Consider the following 15259-nt stretch of genomic DNA (forward strand, 5'->3'; position numbering starts at 1 on the left):
TGTATCCTTGGAATCGAACGTAGAGCAGGGTTTATATCATGCGGTGGGTCTGGACGTTTCTGTTTGCACTGGTGAGCAGCGTGGCTTTCGCGGCCTCGCCGGAGGACGACTATGTGGCCGCGCGTGACAAGGCGATTGCTGATATCGCAGCGCTGAACAGTGCGAACGCGGCAATCGAGACCATCGACGCTGAGAACGAGAAGGCGCTGGCCGACCTCCAGCAGCGTCTTGCCGGCATTATCGGGCCGCTGGCGGTCAAGGACTTTCCGCCAACCGGCACAATCAATATCGAAAGCCTCAGCGACTCCGATATCGGCTATGGCATGCTCGATGGGCTGCGATACACCAAGGACGACGACGGGCCTAGCCTGGTGGCAACGACGCGAGGGCTGCTGGAGCGCTGGCTCCAGTCCAGAACCGCCGAGACCGACGAAAGTTTCAAACTGCCCGCCGGCATCGATGAGGCGCTTAAGCTGGATGCCTTCTATACCCAGGCGATCAACAGCGACGCCGCCTTCGAGGGAACGCTCGACTTTCCATTGAAGAAACCCGAAGGCGCCGACATCGCCTTCGCACGGCTCGGCGGCTGGACGCAGGACGTCGGGCCGATCTATGAGCAGGAAGTCATCGTTACGCTCGTCAAAGGCAACAGCGTGAGAATTATCGCAGCGCCGGCAGCCCCTGCCGTTCCGAAGATCGCCGCCTGCGACGCCGTGTGGGCTGCTGCGGACGCCGCCGCGCAGAAATTCCAGGAGGCCTACCAGGCATCGGACCTGAAGGACGAAAAAGCGTTCGAGTCCTCCAACGCCGCCTGGGACAAGGGCGACAGCGACTACCGGGCCTGCATGGCGCAGCGCCTGCCGGCTGACCCGGCTTTCCCGGCGCTGCTCGCCCAGGCGCAGGCGCTGGCCGATCAAATGGCTGGGAAGTAAGCCTCCCGCAAGGGCCCGCGCGGCAAGATCAGGCGGCTTGTTGCAATCTGAGGCGAATATGACTTCGCCGCTGGGTTGCAGAACGCTGCAACCTGGCGTCCTACTTTCGGACACTCATTCAGATTTCGGCTGGACCCTGGCAGCCAAAAGCTTACCGTTTGTTCTCGGATTCGTCTCGAAGCTCAAACTTAAGCTTTAGCTACTATGGTCGACCGAAGGACTACTGTCCTGGAAAGGTCTTCGGATCGAGTTGGCAGGTGCAATGCTCAATTCCGGCCGGTTGAAACGGGCCGTTTTTTCTTCCGCCAACTTGCCGGCGGCGATTGCCTTTGTCGTGCTTCTCGTCTGCGCCCTGGTTGCCGACCAGAGGAACAGAGAGGTCTCCGATCAGCTGGCGCGCGCCGACGTCCTGGCGAAGGTCAACATCATACGCGCCAAGCTCGAAGGCAACATAGGCGGCAATCTCCAGCTGGTTCAGGGTCTCGTTTCGACAATCGTTACCGAGCCTTATATGGGCCAGCAAAGATTTGCGGCACTCGCCCGTAATCTGTTCGAGCAAAAATCGCAGTTGCGCGATATTGCCGGCGCCCCCGACCTCGTCATCGCGCTGATGTATCCGCTGGAAGGCAATGAAAAAGCCATCGGGCTGGACTACCGCAAGAGCGATACGCAACGCATGGCCGCGCTTCGCGCCCGTGACCAGCGCGCGCTGGTGCTCGCCGGGCCGGTCAAACTGGCGCAAGGCGGACGTGGCTTCATCGGCCGTATCCCGGTCTTCGTGCCGACGGCGGGTGGCGGCGACCGTTTCTGGGGTATCGTCTCGGCCGTGATCGATGTCGATCGGCTCTACGCTGCCAGCGGACTGACCGACCCTGATCTGGATATCGATGTGGCGCTTATCGGCAAGGATGCGCTCGGCGGCGGCGGGGAACTGTTCTTCGGCGGCGATAATGTCGTGTCCGGCAATCCGGTGATGGCAGAGGTGCAATTGCCTTCAGGCTCCTGGCAAATTTCAGCCATACCGAAGGGCGGCTGGCCGACCGCTCCGAAAAATGAGTGGCTGTTGCGTCTGCTCATGGCGCTTGCCGGCGCGCTGGTGGTGCTGCCGATCCTCGTGGCAGGACGTCTTTTCGGTGAGCGGCAGAAAAGTGACGCCGAGTTGAGGCGCCTGTCCCGGCGGCTGGAGCTGGCGTTGGAAGCCTCTGCTATAGGCGTGTGGGAGCACGATACCGTCAGCAACGAACTCGTATGGGACGACCGCATCAACGAAATCTATGGCAAACCCGGCGGCGGCAAGACCCGTAGCTATGACGACTGGGCGCTGGCGATCCATCCCCAAGACTTCGAACGGGCTAAAGCAGATTTCGATTCGGCTGTTGCAACACAAGGCCCCTACTCTTCGCAGTATCGGCTCCTGCGGCCGGACGGCACCATTCGCCATGTGCGCACCCGCGCCAGTTTCTTCCGGGACATCGACGGCACGCCAAAAATGATCGGCGCCGAATGGGATGTGACAGGCGACGTGCTGCTCAACGAGAATCTCGTGCGTGAACGTCGCCTTTCAGAATCGAAAAATGCCGAACTGAACCTGGCCAAAGCCCGCATCGAGCATGTCGCGATGCATGATTCGCTGACCGGTCTGCCCAACCGTCGGTATCTGGACGAGATGCTTGCCGAAAACCGCGAAGCCGACGGCCGTGCGGCGTTGCTGCATCTCGACCTTGACCGGTTCAAGCAGATCAACGACACGCTCGGCCATGCAGCGGGCGATGCATTGCTGGTGCATGCTTCGAAAGTCATCAAGGCCAGCGTCGGCAGTGCCGATTTCGTTGCGCGCATCGGCGGCGACGAGTTTGTCGTGCTGAGCCATGGACGCGACGACAAGGAACTCGCCGCGCTGGCCGACCACATTATCGATGCGATGCGCCAGCCGGTCGACTATCTGGGTCACCAGTGCCGGTTCGGCGTCAGCATCGGCATTGCGGCCAATAGCGGCGTCGATGCAAGGCAGTTGCTTGTCAATGCCGATCTGGCGCTGTACCGGGCGAAAGGCCGCGGCCGCAACCGCTACGAGTTTTTCAACGAAGAGCTGCAGAGCGAGATCGTGCGGACCAAGCAGACCGCCGACGAGATTCTGGGCGGGCTCGAGCGGAACGAATTCATCGTCTACTATCAGCCGCAGTTCGACGCCAAGACGCTGGAGATCGTCGGCGTCGAGGCGCTGTCGCGTTGGGATCACCCGCAACGCGGCATGCTGACCCCCGACGCCTACATCAAGGTGGCTGAAGAACTCAATGTCGTGGCGCTTATCGACCGCACCGTCCTGGAGCAGGCGCTCGATAATTTCGAGCGTTGGTCGCGCAGCCACCTCAACATCCCGCGCGTCTCGGTCAACGTTTCCGCACGGCGCCTGGAAGACAGGGACCTGATCAAGGGTTTGCGCAAGCTTCCCATCAAGGAAGGGACCGTGTCGTTCGAACTGGTGGAGTCGATTTTCCTCGACGAAAACGACGAGCTGGTCAGCTGGAACATCGAACACATCAAGGGGCTCGGCATCGACGTCGAGATCGACGATTTCGGCACCGGGCATGCCTCGATCGTCTCGCTGTTGAAGTTGCGGCCCCGTCGCCTCAAGATCGACCGCCAACTGGTCACCCCCATCACCAGCTCAACCGCACAGCGGCAGCTTGTGTCGTCCATCATCGACATCGGCAAGTCGCTCGGGATCGAAGTGATCGCCGAGGGCGTCGAGACGATGGAGCACGCGCGCATCCTGAAAGAGCTTGGCTGCGACATCTTGCAAGGCTTCCTGTTCGGCTACCCGATGGACGCCAAAGCCTTCAAGGCCTTCGCGCAGTCGCGCAAATGGCTGGCGGCGAGCTGACAAATCCTGGCTTTGCTCGACGCAAATGCGGACGCAGGACCTGCGTCAGGTCCGCAGCCCCGGCGCCTCGTGCCCGGTCCTCTCCACATATTCGGTATAGCCGCCGCCATAGGTGTGGATGCCTTCGGGCGTCAGTTCCAGCACGCGGTTGGAGAGTGCGGCCAGGAAATGGCGGTCGTGCGAGACGAACAGCATGGTGCCTTCGTACTGCGACAGCGCCGTGATCAGCATCTCCTTCGTCGCGATGTCGAGGTGGTTGGTCGGCTCGTCGAGCACCAGAAGATTGGGCGGGTCGAACAGCATCAACGCCATCACCAGGCGCGCCTTTTCGCCGCCCGACAGCACCCGGCATTTCTTCTCGATCTCGTCGCCGGAAAAGCCGAAGCAGCCGGCGAGTGCCCTGAGCGGCGCCTGGCCGGCTTGCGGAAACGCGTCCTCCAGCGTCTGGAACACGGTGCGTTCGCCCTCCAGCACCTCCATGGCGTGCTGGGCGAAATAGCCCATTTTCACGCTCGGCCCCCGCGCGACCGTGCCGGTGTCGGGATCGGAAGCGCCTGCCACCAGCTTCAGCAGCGTTGACTTGCCGGCGCCGTTGACGCCCATGATGCACCAGCGCTCGCGGCGGCGGACCTGGAAATCCAGCCCCTCATAGATCGAGCGACTGCCATATCCCTTGTGGACGTTCTTCAGCGTCACGACATCCTCGCCGCAGCGCGGCGCCGGCTGAAAATCGAAATTCACGATCTGGCGGCGCTTGGGCGGCTCGACACGATCGATCTTGTCGAGCTTCTTCACCCGGCTCTGCACCTGGGCGGCGTGTGACGCCCGCGCCTTGAAGCGCTCGATAAAAGCGATCTCCTTGGCCAGCATGGCCTGCTGGCGCTCGAACTGCGCCTGCTGCTGCTTGTCGGCGATCGCCCGCTGCTGCTGGTAGAATTCGTAATTGCCGGAATAGGCGGTGAGCGAACCGGCGTCGATCTCGACCACCTTGTTGACGATGCGGTTCATGAACTCGCGGTCGTGCGAGGTCATCAGCAGCGCGCCCTCATAACCCTTCAGGAACTGCTCCAGCCAGATCAGGCTTTCGAGATCGAGATGGTTCGACGGTTCGTCGAGCAGCATGACGTCGGGCCGCATCAACAGGATGCGGGCGAGCGCCACGCGCATCTTCCAGCCGCCGGACAGTTTGCCGACGTCGCCATCCATCATCTCCTGGGAAAAGCCGAGGCCGTCGAGCACTTCGCGGGCGCGGCCATCGAGCGCATAGCCGTCGAGCTCCTCGAAACGATGCTGCGCCTCGCCGTACTTCTCGATGATCTCGTCCATCCGGTCGGCCTGCTCGGGATCGGCCATGGCCGCCTCGAGTTCGGCCATTTCGGCCGCCACGTCGCTGACCGGCCCGGCGCCGTTCATCACTTCGGCCACAGCACTATGGCCCGCCATGTCGCCGACATCCTGGCTGAAATAGCCGATGGTGACGCCGCGATCGACCTGCACCTGGCCCTCGTCGGGCTGCTCCTGGCCGGTGATCATGCGAAACAGCGTCGTCTTGCCGGCGCCGTTCGGCCCGACAAGGCCGACCTTCTCGCCCTTCTGTAGCGAGGCCGAGGCCTCGATGAAGACAAGCTGGCGGCCGTTCTGCTTGCTGATGCTTTCAAGACGGATCATGAGGCGGTCCGGGGGAGTTGGTGCAAAGTTGAGGGATTTGCCCGGGGCCATACGCGAATGAGCGCAAGGAGGAAAGAGGCAGAAGCGCCACAGATGGTGGCGAGGACCCGTCATCGCGCCCGAAACAAAAATCCAGCGATTGTCGAAAACCGCCCTCGCGGAACGACATTGGCACGGCGGCCTGCATGGCCCCCAAACAGCGACACCAACAGGCAGGAATATGACGATGGCCAAGATGCTCGTGATCTACAAAACCCCGGCTGATCCGGAGGCGTTCGACCGGCACTATTTCGAGGTTCATGTGCCGCTGGCCAAGAAGCTTCCCGGACTGCGGCGCTACGAAATCAGCAGGCGGCCCATCATCAAGCGCTCGGCGGGCGAGATTCCGTATCTGGTCGGGACACTCTATTTCGACAGCCTCGCCGATATGCAGAGCGCATTTGCCACCGAAATCGGCATTGCCTGCGCCGCTGACCGGCGTATACTCGCCCCAGGAGACGATGACTTGACGATGCTCCTGTTCGACGTCGACCAAGTGTGAATCTTAGCCGATCTCGGAGTGGAACGAAGGAGCCGCGCCGAAGCGGACGACGTTACTTCGCGTCGTGGAAGATGATTCCCACCGTATGCCGCCGTCCCGAGCGCAGGCGGCTGACGCCGTGCCGGAGATTGACGCGGTAGTGCCCTTTCGTACCTTGCACCGGGCGATTGTGGACAGCAAAGATCACTGCATCGCCCCGGGTCAGCGGCACCACTTCGGCACGGCTTTGCATGCGCGGGCGCTGCTCGGTCAGCACGAATTCGCCGCCGGTGAAATCCTCGCCCGGCTGCGACAATAGGATCGCGACCTGCAGGGGAAAAGCGAGGTCGCCATAGAGATCCTGGTGGAGGCAGTTGAAGTCGCCGGGGCCATATTGGAGGAGAAGCGGCGTCGGCCGCGTTTGGCCGCCTTCGTGGCAAAGCTGGAGGAAGGCGGCGTGGTCATCGGGATAGCGCCGTGCCGCGCCCATGCGATCGTTCCAGTCGTTCGCGACGCCGGCCAGCCTGGGATAGAGCGCGGTGCGCAGGCCACCGACCAGATCCGGCAGCGGATAGCGGAAATAGCGGTACTCGCCCTTGCCGAAGCCATGGCGGGCCATCACCACATGGCTGCGGAAATGGTCCTCATGCGGATAGAGACCGGCGATCTCGGCGCACTCCTCGGGTGCAAGCAACGCCGGCATGACGGTGCTGCCGTGGCTGTTCAGTTCGCCGATCAGAGCACTCCAGTCCTGCGCTGCGACGCGCGCTTCGGCCGAATGGGCTGCGCGTTTGGTGCTTATCGAATGGATGGTCATGGATGCCTCCTTTGATGTGATCAAAGTGGGGCGAACGAGAGGTGCGGGCCACCCGATTCCTGCGGAGGTGGCGGAGCTACCAATCTCCCCCCTCGTGGGGGAGATGCCCGGCAGGGCAGAGGGGGGCGTGAAGGATCACAAATCTCTGCGGCTTGCCCTCTGAATCGGCAAAGGCCTCACTTACACATTAGGGCTGACAGGTCGGCGGGACAGCGCCCCCCCTCTGGCCTGCCGGCCATCTCCCCACGAGGGGGAGATGGCAGCGTCACCGCTGGCGATAAGCCTCCAACTCCGGATCAAGATCAACGCGCACCGCGTTGGTGAACACGCAGGTCGCCACCATGATGCCGGCGAAGGCGACGAGGTTGACCAGCAGCGTGTCGTCATAGCGAGCCTTCAGCGCTGCCCAGATGTCGTTCGGAATGACATTGGCATCGGCGGCGACTGCCTTGCCAAATTCGATCAGCAACGCCTCGTCGGAGGTTGGCTGGATTGCCTCGGGATCAAGGCCACCATCGATCAGCGCGCGGCGGAAGAAGGTAAGCGGTATCTCGGCGCGGCATCTCTCGGAGATCGCCAGCGACAACAGCCAGACAGCGCGGTCGTCGAGTGCGGGCTTGAGCAGATCGCGCAGGGTGAACCATTCGGCATAGATGCGGTGGGCCGCCGGTGAATGCAGCAGGATGCGCTTCATGTTGGTCATGCGTCCGCGCAGGCCAAGCTCCCTGTCGTGCTCGGCGCGGATGTCTTGCGATGCCGAGGCGTAGTCGATCGGCGGGATCATGGCCATGGGACGGTCCTTGGTTGGTGGCAGCGAGGCATTCTGCGACACCCTCACCCAAGCGTCGTATGCAATTGCGGCGCGGCGCGCAGCGTGTTGGACACCGTGCAGATCGCTTCGGCGTCCTCGACGATCCGCTGCTTGGTCGCAGCGTCGAGATCGCCTGAGATGTCGAGCCTGATGTTGAGCCTTTCGACGCGCGACGGCTCGTCCTTGGCCTTCTCGCCGCTGACCTCGGCGCGCACCTCGCCAAGCGCGGCGGCAACCCCGAGGCGGGAGGCGGCGATGCGCGCGCTCAGCACCATGCAGGCGGCGAGCGAGGCGTAGAGCAGGTCGAGCGGATTGAAGCCCGGCGCGCTGACGCCGGTGACGACATCGACTGCACCGCCGGTCGGAGTGGTGATGGAAGGCAAGCCGCCGGGCTGCAGCGTCGCCGTCGCGCCGGTGACGCGGGTTCTGACCTTCAACTCAGCCATCGCAAAAACCTTTCAGCCGGCAGCCCGGCAAAGGGGTGAGGATCGCCCGTGGCGTGTCCTGTCCCGCTATATGGTATGTCCTGGGCCGATACCGCAACCTCTGCAGAAGCGGCACCCTGTCAGCAATCTTCACCACGCCCGTTCCCTCTCCGCCCTGCCCTGCGGTAGGCTCGCGCGATCCGCAACAGGATCGCGAGAGCCATGATCGTCCAGGCCTGCATCAATGGCGCGCGCGCCGCCGATTTTCACCCCACACTGCCGCTCGACTCCGACGCTATGGCGCGCGACGGGGCGGCTTCGATTGCCGCGGGCGCAGCTGAGCTGCATGTCCATGCCCGCAGCGCGGACCGCCGCGAGAGCCTTGCGCCGGCAGCGATGGATCCGACCATCGCAGGGCTGCGCCGTGCCTGCCCCGGTACGCTGATCGGCGTCTCCACCGGCGCCTGGATCGAGAATGACGATACAAGCACGCTGGTCGCCATCGCCGGCTGGCGCGAATTGCCGGACTATGCCTCCGTCAATCTCAGCGAGGCGGCGGCACCCATCGTCATGGAGAGCCTGCGCCAGCGCGGCATCGGCATCGAGGCGGGTCTGGCCTCGGTCGCCGACGCCGAGCGCCTCGTCAGCCTCGACCATGGCGGGCGCGTGCTGCGCGTCCTGATCGAGATTTCCGAGCAGACGCTAGACGAGGCTTTTGCGGTCGCCGGCGGCATCGAACAGGTCCTGGAGCGCGCCGGCATTCTCCGTGCCATCCTGCTGCATGGCGAGAACGCGACGGTGTGGCCGTTCGTGCGCCGTGCCGCGGATCGCAACTGGTCGACGCGCGTCGGGCTGGAGGATGGGAAGCATCTGCCGGATGGCGCGGCGGCATCCGGCAATGCGGCGCTGAAAGCTGCGGCGGTAGCGATGTTCCAGTCGATTCGATCAGCGTAGCAACAAACTCACCTCTTGCTGTTATTATAAATATCTCGTAGGCTATTTTCATATCAGGAAGAAATTCCACCACATTTTTCTCCTTTATGAAAGCCTTGCCTTTTGCGTGAGCATCTCGATCAAACCGATCGACGGCTGGTAAAGCTGTTGTCGCAAGATGCCCAGCCCGGCATCAACCGGCTCGCCGAGACGATGGCGATCTCGGTGCCGACGGTGCGCTCAAGGTTGCGCAATCTGCTCGACCGCAACCTCTTGAAGATCGTCGGGCTGCTCAATCTGACCGAACGCCCCGAGTTGATCTCGGCCATTGTCGGCATCAACGCTCAGGGACGTGGCCGCGCCCGGGAACTGGCGCAGCGCATTGCCGAACTGCCTTTCGTCAACTCGGCCTCGGTGGTTACCGGGCGCTTCGACATCATCGTCGACGTGACCGTCGCCGGCGATGTCGCCGACCTCTACCGCATCACCAGCGAGCTGATTCCGGGCGCCGGCATTCCCGGGGAAGTCGTGCGCAGCGAAACCTTCGTCGTCATGGCTTCATGCAACAAATGGGTCAGCCTTCCCGAAGGCTGCTGGTCGGAAGAAACACCGTCACGCAAGGAGCCGGCATGAGAATAGCTGTTCTCGGCGGCCTCGGCCTGCAGGGACGGGCGGCCATCGCCGATCTCGTCGCCAGCGCCGGTGTCGAGGAAGTCGTCTGCGTCGATACGTCGGCTGACGGCCCTGCCCGGCTTGCCGGGCTGACCGACCTTTCCCGCGTGCGTTTCGTCATGCCCGAGGGCGCGATCGGTCCGGCGCTTGCCACCGTGCTGGCGGATGTCGACGCCGCCATCGATCTGTTGCCGCAGCCATTGATGCGCGAGGCGGTGCAGGCCGCGATCGCAACGCGCACGCCGCTGGTCACTACCAATTACGGCAAGGCGATTGCCGATCTGGCGCCGGAGGCTGAACAGGCCGGCGTTTCGATCATGACCGAATGTGGGCTCGATCCCGGCATCGACCTCGTGCTCTATGCGCGCGCCGCAAAGCAGTTCTCTACGATCTCCTCGATCGATTCCTATTGCGGCGGCATCCCCGAACCGAAGGCGATGGCGAAGCCGCTTTGCTACAAGGTAAGCTGGAATTTCGACATGGTTCTGGTCAGCCAGAACCGCGACAGCGTGATGATCGAGCATGGCAAGCGCGTCGAAGTGCCGGCCGGCCGACAGCACGACAATGCCTTCATCCACGAGATCGAGGTCGCGGGCCTCGGCCGGCTGGAAGCTTTCCCCAATGGCGACGCTCTGCACTATGTCGAGATGCTGGCAGCCGCCAAGGGATTGCAACGCTCGGGCCGCTATACGCTGCGCTGGCCGGGATGGTCGGCGTTCTGGGCGCCACTGAAGGAACTCGGCTTCCTCTCCGAAGACAAGGTGCCCGGCACCGGCGCCAGCCCACGCGAATTTCTCGGCCGTCTGCTCGGCCCGCAACTGCAATATGGCGCCGACGAGAAGGACCTTTGCGTGATGCGCAATGTCTTTTCCGGTCTCGAAGGCGGCCGCGCCAAAACGGTGACGTCGGACCTGATCATCGAACGCGACCTGGCATCAGGCCTGTTCGGCATGAGCCTTGGCGTCGGCTATCCCGCCAGCATCGTGGCGCAGATGCTGGCGCGGCGCGAGATCGCCACACCAGGGCTTTTGAACCCGCTGCTGCATGTGCCGGACGGGCCGTTCTTCGACGAGCTGGCCAGGCGTGGCATCAAGGTTGCCGAGACGGTGGCCTGGGACTGAGGATTTTCGAACGGTGGCTGCCGCCGGCAAACGGTGCCGCCGCTCAAAAAACACCCAAAAGGGTGGAATAACAAAGTGGAACAACAACGATAACAGGAGGAATGCCAAATGAAGATTGCCAAGCTTTTCATCGCCGGACTTGCGCTTGCGGGCCTGACCGCTGCTGCCAGTGCCGGAACGCTCGACGAGATCACCAAGCGCGGCGAACTGCGCGTCGCGGTACAGACGCAAGGACCTCCCTTCTCGCTGGTCGGCGCGGCCGGCGAGCGCACCGGCAGTTCGGTCGAACTCGCCGAACTGATGGCCAAGGAAATGGGCGTCAAGATCACCTTCCTCGACTATGATTGGGACGGGCTGATCCCGGCGCTGCTTTCGGGCAAGGCCGACCTGCTCGTCGCCGACATGACGCCGACGCTGGCGCGCGGCATGAAGGTCGCCTTCACCACACCTTACATGTATACGGGCAGCACCGTCTTCACCAAGGCCGACAGCAAGTTCAAGACAACCGAGGACTGCAAGGCCAAGGGCACCAAGATCGCCGTGCTGTTAGGCGCCACCGGCGAAAAGGAAGCCAAGAACGCCTTCCCGGATGCCGACATCAAGAGCTACAAGGGCGGCGGCCCGCTGCTGCTCGACGCGGTCAACAACGGCCAAGCCGATTGCGGCGTCAACGACGTCTCGGCGGTCAAGGGTCAGTCGACAGCCTATCCCGCCGGCACCTTCACCATCATGCCGGACCTGTTGTCGAAGGAGCCGCTTGCCTTCGCCACCCGCTACGACGAGCCGGACCTGTTGATCTGGATGAACCTGTTCCTCAACCAGGTCAGCATCGACGGCCGCTTGCAGAAGAACCTCGACTACTGGGTCAATTCCGACGCCTGGAAGAAGGATCACTAAGCAGAGGTAAGCAGGGAGTAGTGAGTAGGAAGTAGTGAATGGTGAATGGTGAATGGTGAACGGCCATTCCGGACGCCCTTCACTGCTCACCACTCACTACTCACTACTGCCCATTCACCATTCACAATTCACCGCCATGCTCGAAAATTTCAGCTTCCGCACCATCGTCGAATATCTGCCGCTGTTCGGGCAGGGTCTGATCACGACCGTGTGGCTGTCGGCGCTGTCTTTTGCGGGCGCGCTGGCCGTCGGCATCGTGCTCGCCGCCATGAACCTGCAGCGCGGCCAGCTGTTTCGCGTGCTGGCCAAGGGCTATATCGATGCCGTGCGCGCCACGCCGTTGCTGGCGCAGCTCTACTTCCTCTATTTCGGCCTGCCGCGTCTCGGCTTCGTCCTGCCCGAGCTCGTCGTCGGCATCATCGCTTTGTCGCTGAACAGCGGCGCCTATGTCGCGGAAATCATCCGCGCCGGCATCCTGTCGATCCCGCGCGGCCAGGTCGAGGCCGGGGTTGCCTCGGGAATGACCTATGTCCAGCGCATGCGCCTGGTCATCCTGCCGCAAGCCTTCAAGGTGACGATCCCGCCGCTGCTCGGCCAGGCGATCGTGCTGGTCAAGGATTCCGCGCTTTTGTCGCTGATCTCGGTTTCCGAACTGACGCGCGCCGGCCAGTTGCTGGCGTCCGACCGCTTCATGCCGGCGGAAGGCTTTCTCACCATCGCCGCTTTCTATCTGCTGCTCTATTACTGCCTCAAAGGACTGGCGGGGCTGTCCAGTCGGTGGCTCGGTCTGGAGCCGGCAAGGAGCAGCACATGATCTGGCAACAGCTGCAAAGCCTGGCCGGCAGCTACCCCCTCGCCTTGCGCGGCCTTGGCATGACCGTGATGCTGTCGGCGATCAGCCTGGTGCTGGGCACGCTGCTTGGCTTCGGCCTCGGCATATTGCGCACCGGCGGCAACCGGCTGATCTCGAGCGTGATCGGCGCCTGGGTCGACCTGATCCGCGGCACGCCGTTCCTGGTGCAGATCTTCCTGATCTTCTTCATCCTGCCGGAATTCGGCATCGAGCTCGATGCCTTCACGGCCGGCATCATCGCGCTCACCAACCTCGCCGCGTGCTTCATCTGCGAGATCGTCGCCGCCGGCATCCGCTCGGTGCCGACCGGCCAGGTTGAGGCAGCTCTGGCGTCTGGCCTGTCGCGCTGGCAACGCATGCGCCAGGTGGTGCTGCCGCAGGCGATGCGCATCGTGCTGCCGCCGCTGGTCGGGCAATATGTACTGTTGATCAAGGATTCCTCCGTCGTCTCGGCGATCGGGCTGACCGACCTCACCCGCGTCGGCTGGCTTGTGGTGCAGCGTGTGCCCAACGGCCTGCTGGTCTTCTTCCTGGTCGGCGTCGGCTATTTCGTCGTCTGCTATCCGCTGATCATGCTCGCCCGCCGGCTGGAGCGCCGCATGGGCGCGGCGCATGGCGAGGTGCAGCTGTGACATCGAACCCAAAGGGCTGACCGCCATGACCAATCCAAGCCCGACCAAGACAAACCTGACCAAAACGGGCATGATCGACTTTCGCGGCGTCAACAAATGGTTCGGCTCGCTCAATGTGCTGAAGGACATCACGCTCAGCGTCGAGCCGCGCGAAGTGGTCGTCGTCTGCGGCCCAAGTGGTTCGGGCAAGTCGACGCTGATCCGCTGCATCAACGGCCTGGAAGCGATCAAGGATGGCGACCTCGTCGTCGACGGCCAGCGCCTCGGCGACCCCGCCACCAACATGACGCAGCTGCGCACCGAGATCGGCTTCGTCTTCCAGTCGTTCAACCTCTACCCGCACAAGACGGCGCTGGAAAACGTCACGCTGGCGCCGATCCATGTGCGCAAGATCCCCCGCGCCGAGGCCGAGCAGGCCGGGCGCGACTTGCTGGCCAAGGTCGGCCTCGCCGACAAGGTCAACGCCTACCCGTCACAGCTGTCCGGCGGCCAGCAGCAGCGTGTGGCCATCGCGCGCTGCCTCGGCATGCGCCCCAAGATCATGCTGTTTGACGAACCGACCTCGGCGCTCGATCCCGAGATGATTTCCGAAGTGCTCGACGTCATGGTCGCGGTGGCCGAGGAAGGCATGACCATGATGGTGGTAACGCACGAAATGGGCTTTGCCCGCAAGGTGGCGCAGCGCTTGGTGTTCATGGACGCCGGCGCCATCGTCGAAAGCGGCACGCCGGAAGCGTTTTTCTCCGACCCGAAGACCGACCGCAGCCGGGCTTTTCTAAGCAAGATTCTAAGGCATTAGAGTTTAGCCAAAGCCGGTCGTCCGAAAGGCCGCGGGGCAGGAACTGTCGACGCACAGCGCCAAACAACGAGCCGCCGGTAGAGTGGATCGGCTACGTTTAGGTCTCCGGCTACGCCTCTGGGACCTTCCACGTGCCGTCCAGAACCTTCGCGCGTGGTCGATAGAGCCGTACCATCCAGTTCCAGCCGGGCCACCGTCGGCTGTACGGTCAAGCCACCGGCGCCGCGCCGCGCCGCTCGAGCGCTGTCCTGCGGATGATTTCCGCAATTTCCGGGCTGCTGCTGCACAGCATCTGGAAATCCGCCGCGTGCAGCGACAGGAGTGAGACAGAAGTTGCGGCAGTGACGGTCGCCATACGCGGTTCGCCGCTGATCAGCGCCATCTCGCCGAAGAAGGCGCCAGGGCCAAGCTCCACCGGGTTCGGCGTCGCGACGCTGACGCGGCCCTCCACGACGAAGAACATCCGATCGCCGGTCTCGCCGCTGCGGCAGATCACGGCGCCCGCCGGCACCGTGCGGGGTCTTAACGCGCGCACGATCTCGACCAGCGTGGCCGGGCCAAGCTTCTGAAACAACGGAACGCCGGCAATCAATTGCCAATTGCGGACGAAATCCTCGCGACGGACTTCTTGATAAAAGCCGGAGGCAAGAATGCCGGCCCAGAGCCCGAAGATGCCGATGCCACACATCATGACAGCCCCGGCAAGGACGCGGCCGGCGAAGCTTTGCGGAATGTCGTCGCCATAGCCGGTAGTGGACAGCGTGACCACCGCCCACCACATTGTCTCGGGGATGCTGCCGAACTTTTCCGGTTGGACGTCGCGCTCGATGACATAGGCCGCGAGTGCGACACCGAACAGAACCAGGCCGAAGACCGTGGTGACGCCGACCAGGTTGCGCGCTTCGTTGGCCAGAACCCTGCCAAGCAGCGGGAAGAAGGTCGAGTCGCGCAGCGGCTTCAGCAGCCAGACAGCACAGTAGAGGCTCCGGTCGGGCGTGCCGTCGAGCAGAAATGCGGCGACTGGAACCAAAACCGCGAGCACATCGATCGCGATTGCCGGCGTCCTGTCCCTGAGGTCTCCCGCCCAGCGCTTGAGCAGGGTCTCGGCCATCTGCAGAAGATAGGCGGCCCAAATTACAGCGAGCACGGCAGCCAGAAGCAGTCTGCTTCGTCCGGACATGTCGGGCATCGTGAGCGCAGCCACCGCCAGAAGCCCAGGCGCAGCCAGCACCGCATTTAGCGGTGCGTAGATTCTCAGAAAAGGCAGTACCGACATTCTATCCCACCAGCGGCCA

Annotated in this window: 15 protein-coding genes; 10 read left to right on the forward strand and 5 right to left on the reverse strand. The window is 63.2% G+C overall.

Annotation, left to right across the window (positions count from 1 at the left end):
- Positions 1-38: 38 nt before the first annotated feature.
- Both NKH54_RS30970 and NKH54_RS30975 read left to right on the forward strand, forming a co-directional pair.
- Positions 39-932 carry a hypothetical protein gene (locus NKH54_RS30970; RefSeq protein ID WP_353029617.1) on the forward strand — a complete coding sequence of 298 codons (894 nt, stop codon included), beginning with the start codon at positions 39-41 and terminating at the stop codon, positions 930-932.
- 262 nt (positions 933-1194) lie between these two features.
- The gene (locus NKH54_RS30975) at positions 1195-3816 is read left to right on the forward strand and encodes a bifunctional diguanylate cyclase/phosphodiesterase (protein ID WP_023827696.1); all 2622 of its coding nucleotides are present in this window, start codon (positions 1195-1197) and stop codon (positions 3814-3816) included.
- Positions 3817-3861: 45 nt separating this feature from the next.
- On the opposite strand, the gene NKH54_RS30980 is transcribed toward NKH54_RS30975, so the two are convergent.
- Positions 3862-5484 carry an ABC-F family ATP-binding cassette domain-containing protein gene (locus NKH54_RS30980; protein ID WP_023670331.1) on the reverse strand — a complete coding sequence of 541 codons (1623 nt, stop codon included), beginning with the start codon at positions 5482-5484 and terminating at the stop codon, positions 3862-3864.
- Positions 5485-5710: 226 nt separating this feature from the next.
- On the opposite strand from NKH54_RS30980, the gene NKH54_RS30985 reads away from it, so the two are divergent.
- Positions 5711-6025 (forward strand): EthD family reductase, encoded by a 315-nt coding sequence (locus NKH54_RS30985; RefSeq protein WP_023814884.1) that lies wholly within the window; start codon positions 5711-5713, stop codon positions 6023-6025.
- Positions 6026-6077: 52 nt separating this feature from the next.
- Here NKH54_RS30985 and NKH54_RS30990 read toward each other — a convergent pair whose 3' ends face one another.
- The 3 genes from NKH54_RS30990 to NKH54_RS31000 all read right to left on the reverse strand — a co-directional run bounded on the left by NKH54_RS30990 (position 6078) and on the right by NKH54_RS31000 (position 8078).
- Positions 6078-6821, reverse strand: a complete 744-nt coding sequence (locus NKH54_RS30990; RefSeq protein WP_353029618.1) for a 2OG-Fe(II) oxygenase — start codon at positions 6819-6821, stop codon at positions 6078-6080.
- Between the two features lie 265 nt (positions 6822-7086).
- Positions 7087-7611, reverse strand: a complete 525-nt coding sequence (locus tag NKH54_RS30995) for a carboxymuconolactone decarboxylase family protein (protein ID WP_353029619.1) — start codon at positions 7609-7611, stop codon at positions 7087-7089.
- 44 nt (positions 7612-7655) lie between these two features.
- Positions 7656-8078, reverse strand: a complete 423-nt coding sequence (locus tag NKH54_RS31000; RefSeq protein ID WP_023670326.1) for an OsmC family protein — start codon at positions 8076-8078, stop codon at positions 7656-7658.
- Positions 8079-8279: 201 nt separating this feature from the next.
- Here NKH54_RS31000 and NKH54_RS31005 point away from each other — a divergent pair, with 201 nt between their 5' ends.
- The 7 genes from NKH54_RS31005 (at position 8280) to NKH54_RS31035 (ending at position 13964) form a co-directional block, all read left to right on the forward strand.
- Positions 8280-9011, forward strand: coding sequence for a 3-keto-5-aminohexanoate cleavage protein (locus NKH54_RS31005; protein ID WP_353029620.1), 732 nt, complete (start codon positions 8280-8282; stop codon positions 9009-9011).
- A gap of 102 nt (positions 9012-9113) precedes the next feature.
- Positions 9114-9623 (forward strand): Lrp/AsnC family transcriptional regulator, encoded by a 510-nt coding sequence (locus NKH54_RS31010; protein WP_023670324.1) that lies wholly within the window; start codon positions 9114-9116, stop codon positions 9621-9623.
- Positions 9620-10783 (forward strand): saccharopine dehydrogenase family protein, encoded by a 1164-nt coding sequence (locus NKH54_RS31015; protein WP_023733917.1) that lies wholly within the window; start codon positions 9620-9622, stop codon positions 10781-10783. Before NKH54_RS31010 ends, NKH54_RS31015 begins: the two co-directional genes overlap by 4 nt.
- Before the next feature lie 108 nt (positions 10784-10891).
- Positions 10892-11680, forward strand: coding sequence for an ABC transporter substrate-binding protein (locus NKH54_RS31020; protein ID WP_023684789.1), 789 nt, complete (start codon positions 10892-10894; stop codon positions 11678-11680).
- A 136-nt stretch (positions 11681-11816) separates the two neighbouring features.
- A complete protein-coding gene (locus tag NKH54_RS31025; RefSeq protein WP_352710028.1) occupies positions 11817-12494 on the forward strand; it encodes an amino acid ABC transporter permease in 678 nt (225 codons plus the stop codon).
- Positions 12491-13165: an amino acid ABC transporter permease gene (locus tag NKH54_RS31030; RefSeq protein WP_023684787.1), complete on the forward strand. Its 675-nt coding sequence runs from the start codon at positions 12491-12493 to the stop codon at positions 13163-13165. The genes NKH54_RS31025 and NKH54_RS31030 overlap by 4 nt, the downstream gene beginning before the upstream one ends.
- 70 nt (positions 13166-13235) lie before the next feature.
- The gene (locus NKH54_RS31035) at positions 13236-13964 is read left to right on the forward strand and encodes an amino acid ABC transporter ATP-binding protein (protein WP_353029625.1); all 729 of its coding nucleotides are present in this window, start codon (positions 13236-13238) and stop codon (positions 13962-13964) included.
- Positions 13965-14172: 208 nt separating this feature from the next.
- On the opposite strand, the gene NKH54_RS31040 is transcribed toward NKH54_RS31035, so the two are convergent.
- Entirely contained in the window at positions 14173-15240 is a 1068-nt protein-coding gene (locus NKH54_RS31040; protein ID WP_352805498.1) for a cyclic nucleotide-gated potassium channel, read from the reverse strand.
- Between the last annotated feature and the right edge of the window lie 19 nt (positions 15241-15259).

Source organism: Mesorhizobium sp. M1004 (genome assembly GCF_040318795.1).
GTDB lineage: Bacteria > Pseudomonadota > Alphaproteobacteria > Rhizobiales > Rhizobiaceae > Mesorhizobium.

Excerpts from the sequence above, each read along its gene's own strand:
- NKH54_RS30970 (WP_353029617.1), top strand. The coding sequence starts at position 39 with ATGCGGTGGGTCTGGACGTTTCTGTTTGCACTGGTGAGCAGCGTGGCT.
- NKH54_RS30975 (WP_023827696.1), top strand. The coding sequence starts at position 1,195 with ATGCTCAATTCCGGCCGGTTGAAACGGGCCGTTTTTTCTTCCGCCAAC.
- NKH54_RS30980 (WP_023670331.1), bottom strand. The coding sequence starts at position 5,484 with ATGATCCGTCTTGAAAGCATCAGCAAGCAGAACGGCCGCCAGCTTGTC.
- NKH54_RS30985 (WP_023814884.1), top strand. The coding sequence starts at position 5,711 with ATGGCCAAGATGCTCGTGATCTACAAAACCCCGGCTGATCCGGAGGCG.
- NKH54_RS30990 (WP_353029618.1), bottom strand. The coding sequence starts at position 6,821 with ATGACCATCCATTCGATAAGCACCAAACGCGCAGCCCATTCGGCCGAA.
- NKH54_RS30995 (WP_353029619.1), bottom strand. The coding sequence starts at position 7,611 with ATGGCCATGATCCCGCCGATCGACTACGCCTCGGCATCGCAAGACATC.
- NKH54_RS31000 (WP_023670326.1), bottom strand. The coding sequence starts at position 8,078 with ATGGCTGAGTTGAAGGTCAGAACCCGCGTCACCGGCGCGACGGCGACG.
- NKH54_RS31005 (WP_353029620.1), top strand. The coding sequence starts at position 8,280 with ATGATCGTCCAGGCCTGCATCAATGGCGCGCGCGCCGCCGATTTTCAC.
- NKH54_RS31015 (WP_023733917.1), top strand. The coding sequence starts at position 9,620 with ATGAGAATAGCTGTTCTCGGCGGCCTCGGCCTGCAGGGACGGGCGGCC.
- NKH54_RS31020 (WP_023684789.1), top strand. The coding sequence starts at position 10,892 with ATGAAGATTGCCAAGCTTTTCATCGCCGGACTTGCGCTTGCGGGCCTG.
- NKH54_RS31025 (WP_352710028.1), top strand. The coding sequence starts at position 11,817 with ATGCTCGAAAATTTCAGCTTCCGCACCATCGTCGAATATCTGCCGCTG.
- NKH54_RS31030 (WP_023684787.1), top strand. The coding sequence starts at position 12,491 with ATGATCTGGCAACAGCTGCAAAGCCTGGCCGGCAGCTACCCCCTCGCC.
- NKH54_RS31035 (WP_353029625.1), top strand. The coding sequence starts at position 13,236 with ATGATCGACTTTCGCGGCGTCAACAAATGGTTCGGCTCGCTCAATGTG.
- NKH54_RS31040 (WP_352805498.1), bottom strand. The coding sequence starts at position 15,240 with ATGTCGGTACTGCCTTTTCTGAGAATCTACGCACCGCTAAATGCGGTG.